Source organism: Rhodospirillales bacterium (genome assembly GCA_016699855.1).
GTDB lineage: Bacteria > Pseudomonadota > Alphaproteobacteria > Reyranellales > Reyranellaceae.
The window spans coordinates 4,942,909-4,963,799 of sequence record CP064988.1 but is presented as its reverse complement, the minus strand read 5'-3'; the positions used below and the strand labels follow the sequence as shown (position 1 = coordinate 4,963,799).

17 protein-coding genes and 2 pseudogenes are annotated in these 20,891 nt (G+C 71.9%); 7 read left to right on the top strand and 12 right to left on the bottom strand.

The genetic code is table 11. The features are described 5' to 3' along the window. Positions 1-90 precede the first annotated feature (90 nt). A complete protein-coding gene (locus IPK81_23585) occupies positions 91-1,011 on the bottom strand; it encodes a DUF4392 domain-containing protein (GenBank protein QQS12420.1) in 921 nt (306 codons plus the stop codon). A 5-nt stretch (positions 1,012-1,016) separates the two neighbouring features. After that, the gene (locus tag IPK81_23580) at positions 1,017-3,338 is read right to left on the bottom strand and encodes an adenylate/guanylate cyclase domain-containing protein (GenBank protein ID QQS12419.1); all 2,322 of its coding nucleotides are present in this window, start codon (positions 3,336-3,338) and stop codon (positions 1,017-1,019) included. Positions 3,339-3,450: 112 nt separating this feature from the next. Here IPK81_23580 and IPK81_23575 point away from each other — a divergent pair, with 112 nt between their 5' ends. Next, positions 3,451-4,398 carry a DMT family transporter gene (locus tag IPK81_23575; GenBank protein ID QQS12418.1) on the top strand — a complete coding sequence of 316 codons (948 nt, stop codon included), beginning with the start codon at positions 3,451-3,453 and terminating at the stop codon, positions 4,396-4,398. Here the strand turns inward: IPK81_23575 and IPK81_23570 are convergent. Then, positions 4,399-5,420 (bottom strand): annotated as a pseudogene (locus IPK81_23570) (alpha/beta fold hydrolase). It lies immediately after the preceding gene. A gap of 191 nt (positions 5,421-5,611) precedes the next feature. Between IPK81_23570 and IPK81_23565 the strand changes: the two are divergent. The 3 genes from IPK81_23565 (at position 5,612) to IPK81_23555 (ending at position 8,853) form a co-directional block, all read left to right on the top strand. Next, on the top strand, positions 5,612-6,487 hold the full coding sequence (locus tag IPK81_23565) for an EamA family transporter (GenBank protein QQS12417.1): 876 nt from the start codon (positions 5,612-5,614) through the stop codon (positions 6,485-6,487). Next, positions 6,484-7,425 carry a DMT family transporter gene (locus tag IPK81_23560; protein ID QQS12416.1) on the top strand — a complete coding sequence of 314 codons (942 nt, stop codon included), beginning with the start codon at positions 6,484-6,486 and terminating at the stop codon, positions 7,423-7,425. The genes IPK81_23565 and IPK81_23560 overlap by 4 nt, the downstream gene beginning before the upstream one ends. A gap of 348 nt (positions 7,426-7,773) precedes the next feature. After that, entirely contained in the window at positions 7,774-8,853 is a 1,080-nt protein-coding gene (locus IPK81_23555; protein QQS12415.1) for a hypothetical protein, read from the top strand. A 9-nt stretch (positions 8,854-8,862) separates the two neighbouring features. On the opposite strand, the gene IPK81_23550 is transcribed toward IPK81_23555, so the two are convergent. From IPK81_23550 to phnC, 6 genes are read right to left on the bottom strand one after another with little or no spacing between them, the layout of a single operon-like run. Then, a complete protein-coding gene (locus IPK81_23550; GenBank protein ID QQS12414.1) occupies positions 8,863-9,924 on the bottom strand; it encodes a cobalamin-independent methionine synthase II family protein in 1,062 nt (353 codons plus the stop codon). Between the two features lie 7 nt (positions 9,925-9,931). Beyond that, the gene (locus IPK81_23545) at positions 9,932-10,684 is read right to left on the bottom strand and encodes a phosphocholine cytidylyltransferase family protein (protein ID QQS12413.1); all 753 of its coding nucleotides are present in this window, start codon (positions 10,682-10,684) and stop codon (positions 9,932-9,934) included. Positions 10,685-10,686: 2 nt separating this feature from the next. After that, a complete protein-coding gene (gene phnE / locus IPK81_23540) occupies positions 10,687-11,595 on the bottom strand; it encodes a phosphonate ABC transporter, permease protein PhnE (GenBank protein ID QQS12412.1) in 909 nt (302 codons plus the stop codon). Positions 11,596-11,605: 10 nt separating this feature from the next. Continuing rightward, on the bottom strand, positions 11,606-12,499 hold the full coding sequence (gene phnE, locus IPK81_23535; GenBank protein QQS12411.1) for a phosphonate ABC transporter, permease protein PhnE: 894 nt from the start codon (positions 12,497-12,499) through the stop codon (positions 11,606-11,608). Between the two features lie 7 nt (positions 12,500-12,506). Continuing rightward, positions 12,507-13,442: a phosphate/phosphite/phosphonate ABC transporter substrate-binding protein gene (locus IPK81_23530; GenBank protein ID QQS12410.1), complete on the bottom strand. Its 936-nt coding sequence runs from the start codon at positions 13,440-13,442 to the stop codon at positions 12,507-12,509. A gap of 32 nt (positions 13,443-13,474) precedes the next feature. Next, positions 13,475-14,284, bottom strand: coding sequence for a phosphonate ABC transporter ATP-binding protein (phnC, locus tag IPK81_23525; protein ID QQS12409.1), 810 nt, complete (start codon positions 14,282-14,284; stop codon positions 13,475-13,477). A gap of 99 nt (positions 14,285-14,383) precedes the next feature. On the opposite strand from phnC, the gene IPK81_23520 reads away from it, so the two are divergent. From IPK81_23520 to IPK81_23510, 3 genes are all read left to right on the top strand, one after another. Next, positions 14,384-15,412: a cobalamin-independent methionine synthase II family protein gene (locus tag IPK81_23520; protein ID QQS12408.1), complete on the top strand. Its 1,029-nt coding sequence runs from the start codon at positions 14,384-14,386 to the stop codon at positions 15,410-15,412. A gap of 97 nt (positions 15,413-15,509) precedes the next feature. Beyond that, complete coding sequence (locus tag IPK81_23515) at positions 15,510-16,277, top strand: NAD kinase (GenBank protein QQS12407.1); 768 nt, start codon at positions 15,510-15,512, stop codon at positions 16,275-16,277. Next, positions 16,274-17,398, top strand: a complete 1,125-nt coding sequence (locus IPK81_23510) for an AbrB family transcriptional regulator (protein ID QQS12406.1) — start codon at positions 16,274-16,276, stop codon at positions 17,396-17,398. Before IPK81_23515 ends, IPK81_23510 begins: the two co-directional genes overlap by 4 nt. A 146-nt stretch (positions 17,399-17,544) precedes the next feature. Here the strand turns inward: IPK81_23510 and IPK81_23505 are convergent, their stop codons facing one another. From IPK81_23505 to IPK81_23495, 3 genes and pseudogenes are all read right to left on the bottom strand, one after another. Continuing rightward, positions 17,545-18,576, bottom strand: a complete 1,032-nt coding sequence (locus IPK81_23505; protein QQS12405.1) for an aldo/keto reductase — start codon at positions 18,574-18,576, stop codon at positions 17,545-17,547. A gap of 30 nt (positions 18,577-18,606) precedes the next feature. Beyond that, positions 18,607-19,402: pseudogene (locus IPK81_23500) on the bottom strand (SDR family oxidoreductase). Between the two features lie 48 nt (positions 19,403-19,450). Continuing rightward, positions 19,451-20,878, bottom strand: a complete 1,428-nt coding sequence (locus IPK81_23495; GenBank protein ID QQS12404.1) for an MFS transporter — start codon at positions 20,876-20,878, stop codon at positions 19,451-19,453. Between the last annotated feature and the right edge of the window lie 13 nt (positions 20,879-20,891).

Genomic DNA, 20,891 nt, shown 5'->3' with positions numbered 1-20,891 from the left:
GTCGAACGCGGCGCGGACGTTAGGGGCGCCGCCCGCGCGACGCAACCGGCGCGGACGCCGGCATGGCTGCCCTTCGTCCGCGGACGGCCGTCAGGACGACAGCGCGGCGTCGAGGCGGGCGATGACCTCGGCGTGCACCTCGTGCGGATAGCCGTCCACGGAGGCGGCGCGGGCACCGGCGACGGGGTCGCCGGCCGGGCCGTCGCGCACCAGCGTGTCGAGGATGCGCCGGTCGGCGGCGCCGGTCAGCGTCGACCGCAGCGCCGGCGCCAGATCGGGACGCAGCGCGGCCATCGCGGTCAGCAATCCGTAGGCGCCCCAGTTCGACACGCCGCAGACCACCAGATGGTCGGCCGGCGTCACGCAGGCGATCTTCGCGCCGTTCGGCACCGACGCCGCGATCAGCGCCGCGGGCAGCTTGCCCATGCCGACCTCGTTGCCGCCGTCGCCGATGCCGATGCGCGTCCACGGACCGCCGGTGAACAGATCGTCGAGCGGCGCCGTGACGCCGGCGACGGAGATTCCGCGCATGTTGTAAGGCGCGCCGTCGGCCGCCCGGCCGCAGCGCTCGATGGCGATCGCGTGCGTGATCCCCGCGGCGCGCCAGCCCGCCGCGACGGCCGCGATCGACGCCGCGACGTCACCCTCCCCGGCAACGATGTCGAGGCCGACCGCCGGCGCGGCCCCGGCGCCGCGCAGCGCGGCGGCGACGGCGTTCGCGCAGGGCGCGTCGGTGGCGACGCGGACCGGCCAGCCGGCGGCGGCGAAGCCGGCCGCGAGATGGGCGGCGCCCACGGGGCCGTCGGTCTCTGCCATCGCCGGATCGAGCCGCGGCGGCACGACGAAGAAGCCGGTGATGATCCCGATGCGCGGCGCGGGCGCGCCGGCGATGGCCTTCGCCGCCGCCGCCAGCTCGCCGCGGGTCGCCGCCATCAACGGCTCGGCGCCGCGGCCGACCTCGCGGCACACGATCGCTTCGATGGCCGCGAGCCGGCCGTCCTGCGCTGACATGTCGGTCATTTCTCCTGCGCCACGTGCACGCCGTCCCAGGCCGGCGGCGGATCGTCCTCGAGCGCGCGCAGCCGCTGCGCCATATGGGCGTAGTACTGCGACGTCCAGCCCGCCGCCTCCGCCAGCGTCCGCAGCGCCGGCACGCGCGCGCGCGCGGCGGCGAACTCGCCCAGCCGGTACTCGCCGAGGAACTCCTCGTGCGCCACCAGAAGGTCGCGGAACGCCTCGTCGTGGCGCATCGCCGCGTCCCCGACCAGCGCGTGGATCCGCTCCGGCTCGGTCTTGCCCTTCACCTTGATCAGATCGAGCTCGACGTAGGCGAAATCCGGAGCCGCCTCGCGGGTGTCGTCGCCGACGATGATCCCGACCCCGTAGGTCTTGCACTGGCCCTCGAGCCGCGACGCGAGGTTCACGTCGTCGCCGATGCCGGTGTAGGTGAAGCGCTGGTCCGATCCGAAATTGCCGACCGACGCGCGGCCGCTGTTGAGACCGATGCCGATGTTGACGGGGATGTGGTTGCGGCCCTCCTCGTGCGCCTCGCGGCGCCATTCGACGTTGAGGTCGCGCAGCCGCGCCTGCATCGCGAGCGCCGAGACGCAGGCCTTGGCCGCGTGGTCGGACACGTCGAGCGGCGCGTTCCAGAACGCCATGATCGCGTCGCCCATGTATTTGTCGACCGTGCCGCGGTGGGCGAGGATGATGTCCGTCATCGGCGTCAGGAAGCGGTTCATGAACCGCGTCAGGCCCGGCGGGTCGAACTGTTCGGAGATCGTCGTGAAGCCGCGCAGATCGGTGAACATGACGGTCAGCTCGCGGACCTCGCCGCCGAGCTTGAGCCGGTCGGGATGGCGCGCCAGCTCCTCGACGACGTCGGGCGACAGGTACAGGCCGAAGGCGCCCCGGATCTGGGCGCGCTCGGCCTCGGTGCGCATGAAGCCGGCGGCCGAGCCGACCACGTACATCGCCGCCAGGGTCCCGGCCGGATAGACCGGATCGAACAGCGCGCCGATCCGGTCGTACAGCAGCCACGGCACCACGAGGGCGACGCCGACGCCGCCGGCCGCGACCACCGCCATCGGGCCGGCGCGCAGCCTCGGCAGCAGCAGCACGAACACCAACCCGGCCACGAGCAGATAGACGATCTCCGCGCCGCTCGCGAAGTCCGGCCGGATCAGGAACGGGCGCCGCGCCATCTCGCGGACCGCCGGCGGCGTGTCCGGCGCCGAGGCCATCGCCGGCCCCTGCCACGCCAGGATCATCTGCTCGATCAGCTGCGCGTGGACCTCGGTGCCCGAGATGCCGGCGCTCACCGGCGTGTTGCGCACGTCGCGGAGCGCCGGCGCGCTGCTGCCGATGAGGACGACGTGGCCCTCGAGCTTGGCCTTGTCGACCGTGCCGGCGAGGACCGCGCCGGCCGAGACGTAGCGCTCCGGCTTGTGGCCGCTGTCGAACAGGAAGACGCGGCCGTAGGGATCGGTGTCGATCCGCACCTCGCCGATGCCGATCCCGTAGATTCCGGTGGTCGAGACGCCGAAGCCGCGCGCCTGCTGGGACGCCGCGCCCGCGCGCACGACATAGCTCGTGCCGGGCCGGATGGCCTCGACCCGCGTCTGCAGCACCCTGACGGCCTCCAGCGCGAGCGTCGGGTACGGCCTCTCGGCCGCGCCGAGGCGCGTGAGCAGCGGCACCGACCTGATCACCTCCGCCTGGATGTCGACCATGATGTTGCCGTAGCCGACCGCGACCGCCTCGAACGCCGGCAGGCTCGGCGTCGCGGCCGGGACGTGCCGGACGAAGGGGCGCCAGTCCTCGTCGCGGCCGTTGACCACCACCGTGTGCAGCGCCTTCGGAAGGCGCCCGCCGCCTCCGCCCACCGTCTGGTCCTCGGCGAACGCGATCACCACCCGTCCCGACCGCGCGATGGCTTCGGCCAGCGTGGCGTCGTTGTCGCGCGCCGCCGCCGCGAAACGCGCCGCCGTCTCGGCGTCGGTGGCGGCCTTGACCTCCTCGACGAAGCGCGACGGCGATTTGCCGTCGGGTTCCGAGAACAGCACGTCGAACACGATCACGGTCGCGCCGGCCTCGGACAGCGCGTCGACGAGCCGCGCCACGAGGTCGCGCGGCCACGGCCATTGCCCGTGGCGCGCCAGCGCCGAGTCGTCGATGTCGACGATGCGGACCGGCAGGACCTCGGCCGCCCACGGCCGCGGCGAGGTCCGCTGGAACGTGTCGAAGGCGTAATCCCGCAGTCGCTGGAGCGCCGACGGATCCGCCACCCGCAGACCCAGCGCCGCCACGAGGATCAGGGCCGGCAGCGCGAACGCCAACCGACCCGCCCCAAGCCACCGCCGCCATCCGCGCATCTACCGCCTTCCACCCGCGCCACCGCCGACGCGCGCGACCATAGCGCCCCCGCGACTCCGGTGCTATCCCCGCGCCATGTCGAGCGCGACCGCCCCCACGCCCGCCGGCGAGACGTTGCGCGGCATCTACAGCAAGCTCGTCGCGATCTTCCTGTTCGCCTCGATGGACGCGATCGTGAAGGAGATCGGCGCCCACTATCCGACGCTGCAGTCGTTGTTCCTGCGCACGCTGTTCGGCCTGGCGCCGCTGGCCTGGGTGATCCACGCCGCCGGCGGCCTGACCACGCTGCGCTCGCGCCAGCCCGGGCTGCAGGCGGTCCGCACGGTGATCGCGTTCGGCACGTTGTTCGGGTTCTTCTACCTGTTCCCGCTGATGCCGCTGGCCGAGCTCTACGCGGTGTCGTTCGCGGCGCCGCTGCTGATGACCGCGCTGTCGGTTCCGATCCTGCGCGAGCGCGTGGGCTGGCGCCGCTGGGCCGCGGTCGCCGTCGGCTTCGTGGGCGTTCTGATCATCGTGCGGCCGGGCGCCGCGACCTTCCAGCCGCTCTCGATCCTGCTGCTGGGCGCCACGACGTGCTACGCGCTGTCGATGGTGCTGGTCCGCCGCCTCAGCCGCACCGACAGCGACCAGGCGACGATCATGTATTTCTCGCTGCCCGTGATCGCCGTCGCCGGCCTCCTCATCGCCGGCAACGAGGCGCTGGGCCGGCCGATGGGCCGGGCGACCTGGATATGGCCGACCGCCGTGGACTGGCTGTGGTTCATCGCCATCGGACTGCTGGGCAGCCTGGGCACCATCCTGATGACGCGGGCGTGGCGGATGGCGCCGGTGGCCGTGCTGGCGCCGTTCGACTACGTCGCGATCATCTACGCGATGGGCTACGGCTGGCTGTTCTGGAGCGAGGTGCCGACCGTCTGGGTGTGGGCCGGCCTGCCGTTCATCATCGGCTCCGGCCTCTACATCCTGCACCGCGAGCGCGTGCGCGCCCGCGAGCGCGCCGCGGCGCCGCCGACCGCGCCGTAGTCAGCCGCCGGCGCCGACGCGGTCGAGGAACCGCGCGATGGCGCGGTCGTGCCAGGGCACGGGATCGCCGGCCGCGTGGAATCCGACATGGCCGCCGCCGGCCGCGACCAGCGGCGTCAGCGCCGGGTTGCCCGCCCAGTCGTAGCCGCGATACAGCGCCACCGGAATCCAAGGATCGTCGGCCGCCGCGACCACCAGCGTCGGCACGCGGATGTCGGTCATGAACCGCGAGGCGCGGTTGCGCTCGTAGTAGTCCTCGGCGCCGGCGAATCCGTGGCGCGGCGCGATGAAGACGTCGTCGTATTCCCCACCGTGCGGCTCGCCAGGATCGCGGCCCGCTCGGACGCCGTCAGCGCGGCGCCGGGCGCCGTCGCCTCGCGCCGCATCGAGGCGATGAGGTACTTGTGGTAGACGACGTTGCGCGGCCGCAGCATGTGGGCGCAGGTCCGCGACAGGTCGATCGGCGCGCAGACCGAGGCCGCCGCCAGCAGCGGCGCGGCGCTTCCCTCCTCGCCGAGGTACTTCAGCAGCATGTTGCCGCCGAGCGAGAATCCGACCGCCACGCGCGGACGCAGGCCGAGCCCGTCCGGAAGCGCCGCCGGAAGCAGGGCGAGGACCGCGCGGAAGTCCTGGCTGCGGCCGGCGTAGTAGATCTGCCCGCAGGTCGCGCGCGATGGACCGGCGGCGCGCAGGTTCAGGCGCAGCACGGACTGGCCGCGCTCGAGCAGATGGCGGCTGGTCCGCACCATGTACGCGCTCGATTCCGAGCCGGTGAGGCCATGGACGAGGATCGCGAGCGCGCCGCCGGAATCGATCCGAGGGCGGTCGAGGGTCGCCAGCAGCGTGTCGCCGCTGCCGTCGGCCATCGGCAGTTCGACACGAAAACTCGCCGCCGCGCCGGTCGCGCGCGACGGCGGCGCGATGCGGTTGGCCAGAGTCTGCAGATCGCCGCCGATCCACGGAAACCGCGGCCGGAAGGCCGGCATGTCGAACGGCGGCGCCGCTGGTCTGTCCGAGGTCATCGCGCGCCCTTTTAGACGCGCCGACGCCCGGCGCGAAGCCCGCCGTCGGCCGCCGCTGCGCGCACCGCCGTGCGCCGGTTGGCCGGTACCGGCGCGCGGCGCTCGACAGCGGCGGCCGGCGCGGGTATGCGCGGTCGCTCCATGAGCCGTCACCCAGCCCTCCCCGCGCGCCCCCGGCGCCTTCCGCCCCGATGACCCGGCCGAGTTTCGCGCTGGGCATCGCGTTCGTGGCCGGCGGCGCGCTGTGCTGGAGCTTCGGCGGCCTGGTCGTACGCGCGTTGCACGCCAACGCGTGGGAGGTGGTGTTCTGGCGCTCGCTGTTCATGGCGATCGTGGTCGGCGGCTTCCTCTACGGCTGGCGCCGCGCCAGCACCCGCCACGGCCTGCGCGCGGCGTGGCGGACCATGGCCCTGAGCGCGGCCTGCCTGACGGTCGCCTTCGTCGGCTTCATCCTCGCGCTCAAGGAGACGACGGTCGCCAACGTGCTTGTGGTCACCTCGTCGGCGCCGCTGATGGCGGCGTTGCTGGCCCGCGTCGTGCTGGGCGAGCCGGTCAGGTGGAACACCTGGGCGGCGATGGTCGTGGCGCTGGGCGGCGTGGCGTTGATGGTGCGCGACTCGCTGGCGACGCACGGCATGGCGGGCTCGATCCTCGCGGTGATCTGCGCCGCCGGCTTCGCCGCCAACATGGTGGTCGTGCGCACGCGGCCGGACATCGACATGATCCCGACGGTGCCGCTGGCCGGCTTGCTGTCGGCGGCGATCACGCTGCCTCTGGCGTGGCCGTTCCCCGCCCCTGTCCACGAGATCCCGTGGCTGGCGTTCCTCGGCGTGGTGCAGCTCGGCCTCGGGCTGGTGCTGTTCACGCTCGGCCTGCGGCACCTGCCTGCGGCCCAGGCCAGCCTTGTGGCGCTGCTGGAGACCGTGCTCGGCCCGCTCTGGGTCTGGCTGGTGTTCGCCGAATCGCCGGGCGCCGCGGGGATCGCGGGCGGCGCGATGGTGCTGGGCGCGCTGGTCGCCAATACCCTTGTCGAGAGCCGCGCCGGCGCCGCCAAGGCCGCGACGTGACGCCGGCGGCGCCGGCGGCGGGCGCCCGCACCGCGACGGCGACGCTGATCGGCATGTCGCTGTGGCTGGCCGCCACGGTGCTGGAATCCATCATGGTCGGAATCGTGCGGGTCGTCGCCGAGGACCTGCACCCGCTGCAGGTCGTGTTCCTGCGCATGTTCTGCGGCCTGATCGTGCTGTCGCCGTGGATCGCCAAGCTCGGCATCTCCGGCATGCGCACCTCGGTCTTCCGGCTGCACGCCGTCCGCTCCGGTCTGCAGTTGGTGGCGATGGCGATGTGGTTCATCGCGGTGCCTATCGTGCTGCTGGCCGACGTCGCGGCCTTCAACTTCCTGGCGCCGCTGTTCGCCACCGCCGGCGCCGCCCTGTTCCTCGGCGAGCACGTGCGCTGGCGCCGCGGGCTGGCGCTGCTGGTCGGCTTCGCGGGCGTGCTGGTGATCGTGCGGCCCGGCGGCGCCTTCAACATCGGCTGGGGGTTGCTGATCGCCTCGGCCATGCTGTGGGCCGGCGCCCTGATCGTCATCAAGCGGATGTCGGCGACGGAGAGCTCGCCGGCGATGGCGGCGTGGTCGACGCTGCTGATCACGCCCGCGCTGCTGATCCCCGCCCTGTTCGTGTGGCGCGAGCCGACATGGACGCACTGGGCGCTGATGTTCGTGGCCGGCACCACCGGCACCGCCACGCACCTGCTGATCGGCCAGGCCTTCCGCTACGCCGAGGCGTCGGCGGTCATGCCGATGGATTTCTTCCGCATGATCTGGACGACGATGATCGGCTACTGGGTCTTCGCGCAGACGCCGACCTGGCACACCTGGGTCGGCGGCGGCCTGATCTTCGCGGCCGCGACCTACGTCACGCTGCGCGAGGCGCGCCTGGCCCGCGAGCGCCGCGCCGCCGAGCGCGCGGCGAAAGCGACGGCTGCGGCGGGGACGGAATAGCGGCGGCCGCCGTGATCAGAGCGCGCCCCGCCGGCGTCACGACCACGACCGTCCGGCCATCCTCGGAGCGGCGCGCCAGATAGCCCCGGTCGATGGCGTCCTCCCAGACGGTAAGCCGCGGACACGAGGTCCGCCACGCGTCGAGCACCTCGGCGTAGCTGCGCGGCGCCCGTGCCACCCAGGCCACGAGATCGACGATCAACGGCTCGACGATGTCGGACATACGCAGGTCCTCCGGCATCGCTCGATCATACCCCATCGACCGCCCGCCCCGCTTCCGCCGTATTCCACGCCGAGCGTGCGGCCATGCGACGGCGCAGGAAAATCGCGATCGGCGGAGCGGCCGCCTTGGCCGCCGTGGCGGCGTTCGGCCATCCCGTGCGCTGGACCGAGGCGGCGCTGCTGATGGTCGACATCGCCGCCGGCTCCGCGCCCACGTGGTGGAAGGACGCCACGGCGGCGCCGGTCGCCCTCCCCGCGGTCTGGGACGTCGACGGCAGGCGCGTCGAGGCCGACGTCTACGCGCCAGGCGGCCGGGCGCGCGCGACGCTGGTGCTGGCGCCGGGCGCCGCCGCGCTGGGCCGCGACGAGCCCCGCCTGATCGCCTTCGCCCACTCCCTGGCCCGCGCCGGCTTCGTCGTCGCGATCCCCGAGCTGCCGGCGGTGCGGCGGCTGGCCCTGTCGCGCGCCGACGCCGACATCCTCGCCGACACGGCGCGGGCGCTGAAGCGGGCCGCGCCGGGCCTTCCGCTGGGCATCGGCGCGATCTCCTACGGCGTCGGACCGGCGGTGATCGCCGCGCTGGACACCGACATGACACCACGGGTCGATTTCATCGCCGGCATCGGCGGCTACCACAACGCCGACGAGACGATCCGCTTCGTCACCACCGGCGCCTTCCGCCGCATCGGCGACGGCCGTTTGCACCGGCTGACGCCCAACCGCTACGGCCGCTGGGCGTTCCTGCTGGCCAACGCCGGCCGGCTCGACTCGGCCGCCGACGCCGACGCCCTGCGCGAGGTCGCGCGCCGCCGCGGCGCCGATCCGGCGGCGTCGATCGACGACCTGCGTCCGGCGCTGGGCGAGGACGGCCGCGCCGTGCTGGCGCTGGTCGAGAACGACGACGCCGCGCGCGTGAACGCCCTGCTGGCGGCGCTGCCCGCCGGCGTGCGCGAGAGCATCGACGGACTCAATCTGGCGCTCTACGACCTGTCGAAGCTGCACGCGCGGCTGATCCTCGTGCATGGCCGCGACGATCCCGTGATTCCGTTCAGCGAGAGCGAGGCGCTGGCGGCCGCCGTGCCCAAGGGGGCCGCCTCGGTGCATCTCATCGAACGCATCGGCCACGTCGAGTTCGACGCCGTGTCGCTGGCCAACGCCTTCGCGATGTGGTCGGCGGTGGACCGGTTGCTGGCGGAGCGCCGCTGAGCCGCGCGTTCAGCCGTGCCGGGCGCGCAAGGTCGCGGCGGCCTCGGCCTCGGCTTTGAGCTTGAGGTAGACCTCGTCGATGTCGACCTTGGCGGCCGAGCCCGGCGCGAAGCCGCAATCGGGATTCAAGGTGATCCGCTTGGCGTCGACCCGCGTCAGAGCCCGCTCGACCCGCGACACGATCAACCGGGCGTGTTCCGGCGCGCCGGGGGTCACGTCGACCACGCCGAGCCCGAGCTCGAAATCGCCGCGCAGCCGCGACAGGCTCTCGAGGTCGTCGGCGCCGCCGGCCGTGAATTCCATCGTCAGGTGGGCGACGTTCAGACGGTTGAGCTGCGGCAGGATCGGCCCGTAGGTGCCGGCGTGGTGCTTCTCGCCGCGCACCCGGGCGCCGGCACGCCGGCACAGATGCACCGCGAACTTGATGCCGGTGAAGCCGTCGACCACGGCGTTGATCATGTCGACCGCGAAATCGGCGGCGCGGTCGGGGTCCGCGTAGCGCCGCCGCACGTCGGGATCGACGAACAGGCAGAGATGCGGATCGTCGATCTGGACGATGTCGATCCCCATGTCGCGCATCAGCGCGATCTCCGCCCGCAGCGGCGCCACGCAGTCGCGCACGAAATCGTCGCGGTCGGGATAGGCCTTGCCGGAGCGGCCGGAATCCCACAACCGCTCGCCCAGCAGCGCCGGCGCCGGCAGGGTGATCTTGGTCGCCGCCTTGGCGATCGATTTCACGAAGCGCGCCTCGTCGGCCACGAAGCCCGGCGGCTTGGGCGACAGGCGCTCCGTCACCACCGTCCATGGCCGTCCGTCGGCCGGGTTGGTCTCCAGCGTGAAGCCGTGCGCCAGCTCGGCGATGACACCGATGTAGGAGCGCCGCCGCCACTCGCCGTCGTTGACCACGTCGAGCCCGGCCTTCTCCTGCAGGGCGACGACGTAGCGGACCGCGGCGTCCATGGCGCGCGAATCGGCCTCGTCCCATTCCGGCTTCTCGATCAGCTCGCGCACCATCAGCGGCCGCGGGATGGAGCCCACGATCGACGCGGGGAACAACGGCAGGCTTGTCATGTCGGGCTCACGGATTCCACAGCGTCTGGGCCAGGTTCATGTCCTCCTGGGTGTCGATCTCGCGGTAGTTGCCGGGCGTGTCCTCGTGGCCGAAGCGGACGCCCTGCTCGATCATGTCCTGGAAGAGGTGGATGAGGTACGCCTTCTGGAACTCGGCGGCCTCGCGGTACGGCTTGCCCCAGAACTCGGCCTTGCGGCGCCGGTAGTGCTCGCGCAGCAGCTTCGCGCCGGCGGCGCCGAACTTCGCGACGCCGATGAACTCGCCGGTCGCGTCCTCGTAGGGGATGGTGCGGTACACGCGCTCGACCCGTCCGCCGCGGGTGATCACCTTCTCGGCGTCGTGCGGCGGATGCTGGGTGCGCGGCCGGTAGTGCTCGCGCCAGTCCGTGTCGATCCCGAGCGCAAGCTCCTCCTTGGAAGCGACCAGTTTGCGCACGATGTCGGCGGTGAACAGGATGTCGGAGTACGTCGTGACGAACGGACGGTCCATCAGGTCCTCGGCGCACATCAACGACACGAGGATGTTGTTGTTCTCCCAGTCGTCGTTGCGGCGGAACACGAACTCCGGGTACTCGCGCTGCACCGACTCGATGCGGTAGCCGCCGACGAAGCAGATCTCGGTCGCGCCGCCGCCGCGCAACGCCTCGACCGTCCAGTCGAGGATGCGCTTGCCCTTGATCTCGGCGAAGCACTTCGGCGCGTCCTCGGTCGTCGGCATGAGGCGCCGGCCGCGTCCGGCCCCGATGATGATCGCGCGCATGCTCACCTGCCCTTGCTGTCGGCGAACTGCGGCAGGTCGTCGGCCACCGCGTCGCGCCGGTCGTCGCCGATGATCCGGTCGCGGATGCGCTTCGACACGAAATCGATCGCGTAGACCGTCAGCACGACGATGATGATGATGAGGCAGGCCTCCTGCAGCTCGTAGGCGCGCAGCCGGTCCGACAGCAGGAAGCCGATGCCCCCGGCGCCGACGATGCCGAGGATCGAGGCCGACCGCGCGTTGTGCTCGAACATGTAGAGGGTGTTCGAGATCATCATCGGCAGCACCTGCGGCAGGACGCCGTAGCGGATCACGTCCAGACCGTTGCCGCCGGCCGCCCGCACGCCGTCCATCTGCTTGCGGTCGAGGCTCTCGATCGCTTCGGAGTAGAGCTTGATGAAAGTCCCGACCTCGACGATGGCGATCGCCATGATGCCGGCCATCTGGCCCAGACCAATCGCCCGAACGAAGATCAGCGCCCAGATCAGGTAATCGAAGGCGCGCAGCAGGTCGGCGAACCGGCGCGTGCCGAACTGCACCGGCCGGAACGTCATCATGTTCTTCGACGCCAGGAAGGCGAGCGGGAACGCCACGACCGCCCCGAGGACGGTGCCGAGGAACGCCATCGCCAGCGTCTCGCCCATCACCTTCAGGAACAGCGGCAGCTGCTCCCAGCCGCTGGGCGGGAAAAGCTGCGAGATCACGACCGAACCCAGCTTGAGCATCCCGTCGATGAAGCTCCAGGTGAAGAAGCCGAAGCGGTACAGGCAGTACACCGTCAGCGCGCCGGCGGCGCCCCAGACCAGCAGCCGGCGCGCCCGCTCGCGCGGCGGCGACGCGAACGCGCCGGGCACGCGCGCCCGGATGGCCGCGATCTCGGCGGCGTCGGGGGCGGTCGAGGACCGGTTCATCGGCGAACCCTCATTGCGCGAGCTGGTCCTTGCCGATCAGGCGATGCCGGTACTTCTCGCTCAGCATGTCGATGCCCATGATGGTGGCGACCACGATCAACAGGATCGCGCCGGCGTCGGCGAAATAGAGCAGCTGGATCGAGGTGAAGAGGTCGTGGCCGATGCCGCCGGCGCCGACGAATCCGACGATCGTCGCCGAGCGCACGTTCAGCTCGACGCGCCAGAACGTGTAGGACATGTAGTTGGGCAGCGCCTGCGGCAGCACGCCGTACCGCATCTCCTGGAACCAGTTTCCACCCGAGGCGCGGATGCCGTCGATCGGCAGCGGGCTGACGTTCTCGTTGACCTCGGCGAACAGCTTGCCTTGGGCGCCGAGCGTGTGGACAGTGATCGCCAGAACGCCGGGCAGCGGTCCGATTCCGAACGCCAGCACGAACATCAGCGCCCAGACGATGTCGGGCACGGTGCGCGCGATCTCGAGCACGCGGCGCGTGACCCAGTAGATCGCGTAGTGCCGCGCCAGGTTGCGCGCCGCCAGGAAGCTCAGCGCGCCGCCGATCGCCGTGCCCATCACCGTCGCGAGGTAGGCCATCAGCAGCGTGTTGAGCAGGCTCGTCAGCCACTTGTCGATGCCCCAGTACCACTCGCCGACATCGGCCGAGAAGCTCGACCAGTGGATCGGCGGGATCATCTTGACGATGAACTCGGTGGTGCGCGGCAGGCCCGTGGCGATCGCCACGACGTCGAACTTCGAGACCACGACGGACACGACGAAGCACGCCGCGAACACCGACCAGAACGCGGCGCTCCAGATCGTCTTGCCGCGCCGGTGCTCGGCGTAGCGCCGCTCGAAGCGCGCGACCGCCGCGTCGCCGGCGGCGGCGCCGGTGTCCATCGTCGCCATGGCGCCGCTAGTTCTTGCGCTGCTTGCGGGCGTCGCGCTCGAGCTCGGCGGCCTGGCACATCAGCCGGTAGTCCTCGTGGTAGACGCGGACCATGCCGTTGGTCTTGCCCTGGGCGACGGACTCGGCGAGCGACATGCTGTGGTCCTTCAGGCGGATGAACAGCTTCTGGATGTCGGCGCGCATCTCCAGCGGCAGGTCGGTGCGGATCACCACCGGCGGCGACGGCAGCTGCGGCGAGGTCCACACGATGCGCACCTGCTCGCGCTTGAGCAGGCCCTTGTTCATCATCTGGCGCAGGTTGCCGATGTTGTCGTCCTTGCTGGTCCAAGTGAAGGCGCCGTCGTAGGTGCCGCGCAGCACGCCGAGCACGGCTTGCGGATGGCCGCCGGCCAGCGGGCTCTGGTAGTACTGGTCGACAGGCTTGCCCATCTGGCGGAACGCCGCCGTCGGGATCAGGTAGCCGGAGCCCGACAGGGGGTCGGTGCGGGCGACGATCTTGCCCTTGAGATCCTCGTGCGTCTTGTAGGGGCTGTCGCTCTTGACGACGATGACGGCGTTGTAGCCCATCGATCCGTCGGGCTCCTGCGCCGCGACCAGGGCCTCGACGCCGCCCTTGCTGTCCATGTGGGTCTGGCAGTAGCTGAAGCCGCTCAGCCACGCGACGTGGATCTGGCCCGCGATCAGCGCGTTCATGACGCCGGAGTAGTCGGTCGCCGTGTACAGCTCCCACTTCGCGCCGGTCTCCTTCTCGGCGTGGCGCAGGAAGGCGTCCATCGACTTGGTCGTGTTGCCCTGCGTCTCCACCGGGATGACGCCGTACTTCACCACCGGATACTTCTTCTGCCATCCGCCGATAAACTCGTCGGCCATCGCCGGCATGGCGCCGGCGGCGGCGAACGCGGCGAGCCCGAGCGCCGCGCGGCGCGTCATCCCTCGGATCATGGTTTCCCCCCTTCGTTTCCCGGCCTGGCCGGTCATTGATTCAACGGCGCCGACGTGGCGTCCATCACCATGTCGACCTCCTCCTCGCCGCCGCCCGCCGTCGCGTAGATCTCGCGGGCCTGGGCGTCGGTCAGGGACGACGGCGGACCGTCGAACACGACGGCGCCCTTGCGCATACCGATGATGCGGTCGCAGTAGTCGCGCGCGGTCTGCAGCAGATGCAGGTTCGACACGACGGTGATGCCGTCCTCGCGGTTGATGCGCCGCAGCGCATCCATCACCACGGTGGCGTTGCGCAGGTCGAGCGAGGCGATCGGCTCGTCGGCCAGCAACACCCTCGGCTCCTGCACCAGCGCGCGGGCGATCGCGACGCGTTGCTGCTGGCCGCCCGACAACGCGTCGGCGCGGTGCAGGGCGTGACTGGCGAGATCGAGCCGCTCCAGCGCGCGGATCGCGATGGCGCGGTCGACGGCCGGGAACAGGCCGAGCAGCGTCGTCAGCGTGCCGTGGAAGCCGACCCGGCCGATCAGGACGTTTGTCAGCACCGGCAGGCGCGGCACGAGGTTGAACTGCTGGAACACCATGGCGCAGCGCCGCCGCCACGCGCGCAACCGCGCGCCGCGCAGACCGCCGACGTCGACCGGCGGCTCGGCGGCGTCCTCCCAGAGGATCGTGCCCGAGGTCGGGTCGGTGAGGCGGTTGATCATCCGCAGCAGTGTCGACTTGCCGGCGCCGGAACGCCCGATCACGCCCACCATCTGCCCGGTGGGGACCTCGAACGTGACGTTGTCAACCGCCGCCACGCCGCCGTAGATCTTGGTGAGCTTATCGATTTTCAGCATGCGGCTCGAATATTGACCCGCGTCCGGCGGCTGCGCCAGTGTACAAGTCGCGGATATTCCACAGGCTTTCACATCGCATCGCATCGAGGAACCGGCCGGATGCCAACGCTTCCCCCGCTGCCGACCATGGGCGTCGGCAGCTACGCCTCGCCGGGGTGGTTCATCTCCGGCCGCGGGCGCGCGCGCGACGGCGACTTCGGACCGGCCGACATCGACGAGCTTTACGAGGACGCGACCCGCATCGCCATCGCCGACCAGGTCGAGGCCGGGCTGGACATCGTCAGCGACGGCGAGCTGCGCCGGCAGCGCTTCGTGTTCGAGGTGTTCGGCCGCCTCTCCGGCCTCAAGCGCGTGCCGCCCGACCGCAAGCTCGGCGTTCCGGGCTACGACATGGCGCCGCATTTCGCGGTCGACGGCGGAGTGGAGGCGCCGCGCGGGCTGGGCGTGGTCGAGGAGTTCGTGACGTTGAAGCGGCTGGCGCCCGGCCGCGCGCTGAAGGTCGCCTTCCCCGGCCCGCTGACCTTCGCCGGGTTCATGACCGCCGGCGGACGCGATCCCGGAGCGGTGCTGGAGGAACTGATCGCCATCGTCCGCGCCGAGCTGGCGGGACTGCAAGCCGCCGGCGCCGACTACATCCAGCTCGACGAGCCCGGCCTGCCCGAGAACCCGTTCGGCCTGTCGCTCGACGACGCCGTGACGGTGGTCAACCGCGCGATGGCCGGCTGCGACACGCGCCGCGCCGTGCACGTGTGCTTCGGGAACAACGCCGGCCGGCCGATGGCGGACCGCGACATCCAGCGTCTCGTCCCGGCGCTGCTCGGGCTCGACGTCGAGGAGGTGTCGCTGGAATACGCCAACCGGGAGATGGCGCAGATCGAGACCGTGGGCGCGCTGGCGGCGCGGTTCGATGTCGGCGTGGGCGTCGTCGACGTGAAGAACTTCCATCTCGAGACGCCGGAAAAGGTCGCCGACCGCATCGCGCTCGCCGCACGCCACGCCCCGGTCGAGCGGTTGCGGGTGACGGCGGATTGCGGTTTCTCCGCCCTGCCGCGCGGGCTGGCGCGCCGCAAGATGACTGCCATGGTCGAGGGCGCGCGCCTGGCGCGGCGCCGCATGGGCCTCGTCTGAGACCGCGGGACGCTCGACCGAGCCATGTCCGCGCGGCGCTGGCGCGGGCCTCGACCGCGGCTATACTGCGCCGCACCATGACTCCCCGCCCCCGCTCGTGACCTCCCCCAAGATCGCGTTCGTCGCCGGCCGCACCGTCGAGGCGCAGGCCGCGCTGAAGCGCCTGACCGCCCGCTACGCGTCCGTGCCGGTCGCGCGCGCGGACATCGTCGTGGCGCTGGGCGGCGACGGCTTCATGCTGCGCACGCTGCACCAGCGCATGGGCCGCGACGCGCCGATCTACGGCATGAACCGCGGCACGGTCGGCTTCCTGCTCAACGACTACCGCGAGACCGGCCTGTTGCGCCGGCTCAAGGCGGCGCGGCCGGTGACGCTCAACCCGCTGCGCATGGTCGCGCGCACGACGGCCGGCAAGACGGTCGAAGCGCGGGCCATCAACGAGGTGTCGCTGCTGCGCCACAGCCGCCAGACCGCCAAGATCGCGATCTCGGTCGACGGCAACCGCCGGCTCGACGAGCTGGCCTGCGACGGCGTGCTGGTCGCGACGCCGGCCGGCTCGACCGCCTACAACCTCTCGGCCCACGGTCCGATCCTGCCCCTCGGCGCCGGCTTTCTGGCGCTGACGCCGATCAGCCCGTTCCGCCCGCGACGCTGGCGCGGCGCCGTGCTGCCGCGCGCCGCCACCGTCACCTTCGACGTGCTCGAGGCCGACAAGCGGCCGGTCAACGCCGTGGCCGACTACACCGAGGTGCGCGACGTGGCCCGCGTGGTCGTCACCGAGGATCCCTCCGTCGCGCTCACGCTGCTGTTCGACCCCGAGCACCATCTCGAGGACCGCATCCTGGCCGAGCAGTTCCAGCCGTGAGCGACGCGGGCGTGGACAAGGTCGCCGCCGAGCGGGCGCGGCGGCGCCGCGGCTTCGTCGGCCACACCGGCTGGCGGCCTTTCGCGCTGGCGATGGCGCTGGGCGCCGCCGGCGGCTACGCGTTCCACCTCATGCGCATGCCGCTGGCGTGGATGATGGGCGCGGCCCTGGTCGGCACCGTGGCCGCCATGTCCGGCGCCCGCATCGGCGTGCCCAACCGGCTGCGGCAGGTGATGATGGTCGTGCTCGGCGTGCTGCTGGGCAGCGGCTTCCGGCCGGAGATGGTCGAGCAGATCCCGCGCTGGTCGGCGACCATGGGCGTGCTGCTGCTGGTCTCGCTGAGCAGCGCCCTCGTCGTCTACTGGCTGTTCCGCGTCCGCGGCGGCTACGACGGCCGCACCGCCTATTTCGCCGCCATGCCCGGCGGCCTCAACGAGATGGTCACGCTGGGCGCCGTCTACGGCGGCAACGAGCGCACCATCGCGCTGATGCACGCCGTGCGCATCCTCGTCGTCGTGATGACGATCCCCTTCTGGTACCGCTGGATGTACGGCACGACCTCGTCGGTGTTCGACGCCGCGAAGGCGGTGGCGCCGCTGACGCCTGTCGACGTCGCGATCCTCGTCGCCTGCGGCGTGGTCGGCGCCTTCGTGGCGCTGCGCGTGCGCATGCCGGCGGCGATGATGTTCGGGCCGATGCTGGTCAGCGGCGCGGTCCATCTGCTGGGCTGGACCGCGTCGAAGCCGCCCGGCGAGCTGGTGGCGCTGGCGCAGGTCGTGATCGGCGCCGCCATCGGCTGCCGCTTCGTCGGCGCCATCCTGCGCGAGGTGATGCGCGACATCGCCTACGGCGTCGCCGCAGCCTACGTCCTGATCCTGATCGCGGTCGGCTTCGCGTGGCTGGGCCACGTCATCTCCGGCCTGCCGACCGACGACATCGTGCTGTCCTACGCGCCCGGCGGCTTCGCCGAGATGAGCCTGGTCGGCCTCGCGCTCGGCGCCGACATCGCGATGGTGGCCACCCACCACCTCTTCCGGATCTTCGCCATCGTCGGTTTCGGCGGCTATTTCTTCCGCCGCTTCCTGGAGCCCAGGCTGGGCCCGGCACCCACGGAGGATTGATCGGCGGTCCGCCCCTACCGTCATTCCGAGCGCAGCGAGGAATCCTTCCGCCGTCGAAAGATTCCTCGCTGCGCTCGGAATGACGGCGGAGCGGTCGGAATGACAGGGGGGCCCTGTTCGCGCCGCCCGCGCAAACGCCTCCCGATTCAGCCCGCCGGCACCGGCGCGGCGGGATCGAGCAGGCTCTCGCGCTTGAGCTCGGCCCACAGATCGGCGGGGATCTGCCGGCGCATATGGGCCGCGTTCTGCTCCACCTCAGCGACGCTCAGCGCGCCGGGGATCACGGAGCACACGGCGGGATGCCCCAGCGGGAAGCGCAGCGCCGCGGCGGCCAGAGGCACGCCGTGGCGGCGGCACACCGCCTCGATCCGCTGCGCCCGCTCGATCAGCGCCGGCGCCGCGTCGACGTAGTCGTGCTTGGCGCCGGGCTTCACGTCGCCCGTGAGGATGCCGGAGTTGTACGGCCCGCCGAGGATCACCGACACGCCACGCCGGACGCATTCCGGCATGAACCCGGCCAGCGCGCCCTGCTCCAGCAGCGTGTAGCGGCCGGCCAGCAGCACGCAGTCGAAATCGCCGGCCCGCAGGAAGCGCAGGCTGGTGTCGGCCTCGTTGAGCCCGACGCCGATGGCCCCGATCACGCCGGCGCGGCGCAGCTCGTCGAGCGCGCGGAAGCCGCCGTCCATGACCTCGGCGAAGCGCTTGTCGAGGACGGCGCGGTCCTTCGTCGTCCAGAAATCGACGTCGTGCACCAGCGCGATGTCGATGCGCGAGATGCCGAGCCGCAGATGCGACTGCTCCAGCGAGCGCATCACGCCGTCGTAGGTGTAGTCGAAGCGCGGCGCGAAGCCCGGCAGGCCGTTGGCGCGCATGTCCTCCGGCGCGCGCTCGCCCGGCCGCATCGCGCGCATGACTCGGCCGATCTTGGTCGACAGCACGTAGTCGGCGCGCGGCCGCCCGCGCAGGGCCGCGCCCATGCGCAGCTCGCTGCGGCCGTAGCCGTAGAACGGCGAGGTGTCGAAGAAGCGGACCCCGGAATCGTAGCCGGCGTCGACCAGCGCGACGCCGTCGGCGTCGGAGATCGTCGCGCGGAAGCCGCCCAGCGGCGCGCCGCCGAGCCCCAGCTCGGTGACCTCGAGGGCCGTGCGCCCGACGCGCCGGCGCGGAAACGATGCCATGCGGTTCTCCCCGGTGCCGGCGCGGGCGTGTCAGGCGCGGATGGTGATGCCGCCGTCGACGATCATCAGGTGGCCGTTGACGTAGGCGGCCTCGTCCGAGACCAGGAACAGCGCGGCGTTGGCGACGTCCCAGCCGGTGCCCATCTTGCCGGTCGGCGAGGCCTTGTCGCGGATCGCGATCATGCGGTCGTAGTCGCCCTGCGCGTACTGGTCCTTGAGGATCGAGATCATCGGCGTGTGCATGAGCCCCGGCAGGATCGCGTTCACGCGGATGCCCTTGTCGGCGTACATCAGCGCCAGCGCCTGGGTGAAGCTGTTCACCGCGCCCTTGCTGGCGTTGTAGGCGATGTAGCGGATGCCCTTGGGCTGGCGGATCGAGGCGATCGACGACACGTTCACGATCGCGCCCTTGCCCTGCCTCTCCATCACCGGCAGCGCGTATTTGCAGGTCAGGAACATGCTCTTCACGTTGACGTTGAAGACCGTGTCCCAGTCCTTCTCGTCGAGCTCGACCGGCCCGCCGTCGCGGCTGATGCCGACGTTGTTGTCGAGCGCGTCGATCCGGCCCCACAGCCCGACGCAGGTGTCGACGATGGATTTCGCGCCCGCCGCGGTGGAGGCGTCGGCCGCCAGCGCGACCGCCTCGCCGCCCTCGCCCTTGATCAGGCCGACGGTCTCCTCGGCCGCCGCGAGGTTGCGGTCGACGCACAGCACGCGCGCCCTCGCGCGCGAACGTCACGGCCGTGCACTTGCCGTTGCCCCAGCCCGGCCCGCTCGATCCCGCGCCCACGACCACCGTCGCGCGTCCCTTCAACCTCTCGCCCATCGCCGTCTCTCCCGTCGAAATACGTCTCGCCGACCCTAGCACACGCCCTCAGCCACCTTCGCGTCCCGCGGGCGGTGCGGCGCGCTGATCGGCCTCGAGCCAGACGCGGGGCCGGACCAGGCTGACGAGGATCGCCAGCGCCAGCGCCGCCGCGACGACCCACAGAGCGTATTGGAAACCCGCGAGGAACGCCGCCGGCGCGGGCGCTCCGGTCGCGCGCGCGGCCTGCGCCGCGGAGTCGGAGAGCGCGCTGAGCGCCGCGGCGCCGCCCGCAGTCCCGATGGTGCGCGTGACCATGGTCAGGCTGCCGGCCACGCCGCGGTCGCGCGCCGGCAGGGTCGCCACGACGATGTCGCTGTAGGTGACCTGGAACAGCCCGGTGGCGACGCCGTGCGCCAGAAGCGCGGCGATCATCAGCCAGAGCGGCGTGGTCGCGGTCCATCCGCCGATCGCGGCCAGAGCGGCGGCCGCGCCGATCAAGCCGGCCAGCGCCACGCGCCGCCGGCCGACCGCCGCGGCGAGACGCCCGACCACGGTCGATCCGAGGATCGTGCCCAGCGGCGCCATGGCCAGCGCGATCCCCGCGGCCGGCGTCGACAGGCCGGCGATGCCCACGAGGTAGTACGGCACCAGCAGCAGGATCGCGAAGCCCGCGACGTAGGCGCAGACGCTGGCGACGTTGAGGACGGCGAAGTCCAGATCGCGGAACAGCCCCGGCCGCAGGATCGGCTCGGGAACGCGCGACGCGCGGCGGACGAAGGCGGTGCCGGCGACCACCGCGACGGCCGCGAGCGCCGCCGGCAGGGTGAGGTCGCCCGCCGACATGCGCAACGTCGCCAGCGCCAGCAGCAGCGCGCTCATCGCGGTCGCCAGCAACGCCGCGCCGATCCCGTCGAACGGCCGCTGGACCGCCGATGGCGACGGCGCCGGCAGCAGGAAGCTCAGCAGCAGCGCGCCCAACGCGATCGGGACGCGGAACCAGTAGACCGCCGGCCAGCCGAACGGCTGCACCAGGAAGCCGCCCAGCGACGGGCCGATCGCGGCCCCGGCCGCCATCATGCCGGCGTAGGTCGCCAGCGCCCGGGTGCGTCCCGCGTCGGGGAAAAGCGACGTCGCCAGCGCCGGCCCGCAGCTCAGCACCAGCGCCGTGCCGACGCCCTGCGCCACCCGCGCCACCAGCAGCCAGTTGTAGGTCGGCGCCAGCGCGCAGAGCGCGAGGCCGACGACGCTGACGGCCAGGCCGATCCGGAACACGCGGCGGTAGCCGAACAAATCGCCGACCTTGCCGCAGACCAGCATCAGGCTGCCGTAGGTCAGCACGTAGCAGATCACGACCCACTGGATCGCGCGGATCTCCAGCCCGAACGCGGCGGAGAGATTCGGCAGCGCGATGTTCAGCGCCGTGTCGAGTGGACCGATCGACGAGCCCAGCCCGACGACGAACATCCCCAGCGCCGGGGCGGCGCGCGGGGTCACGGCGCGGCCCGGC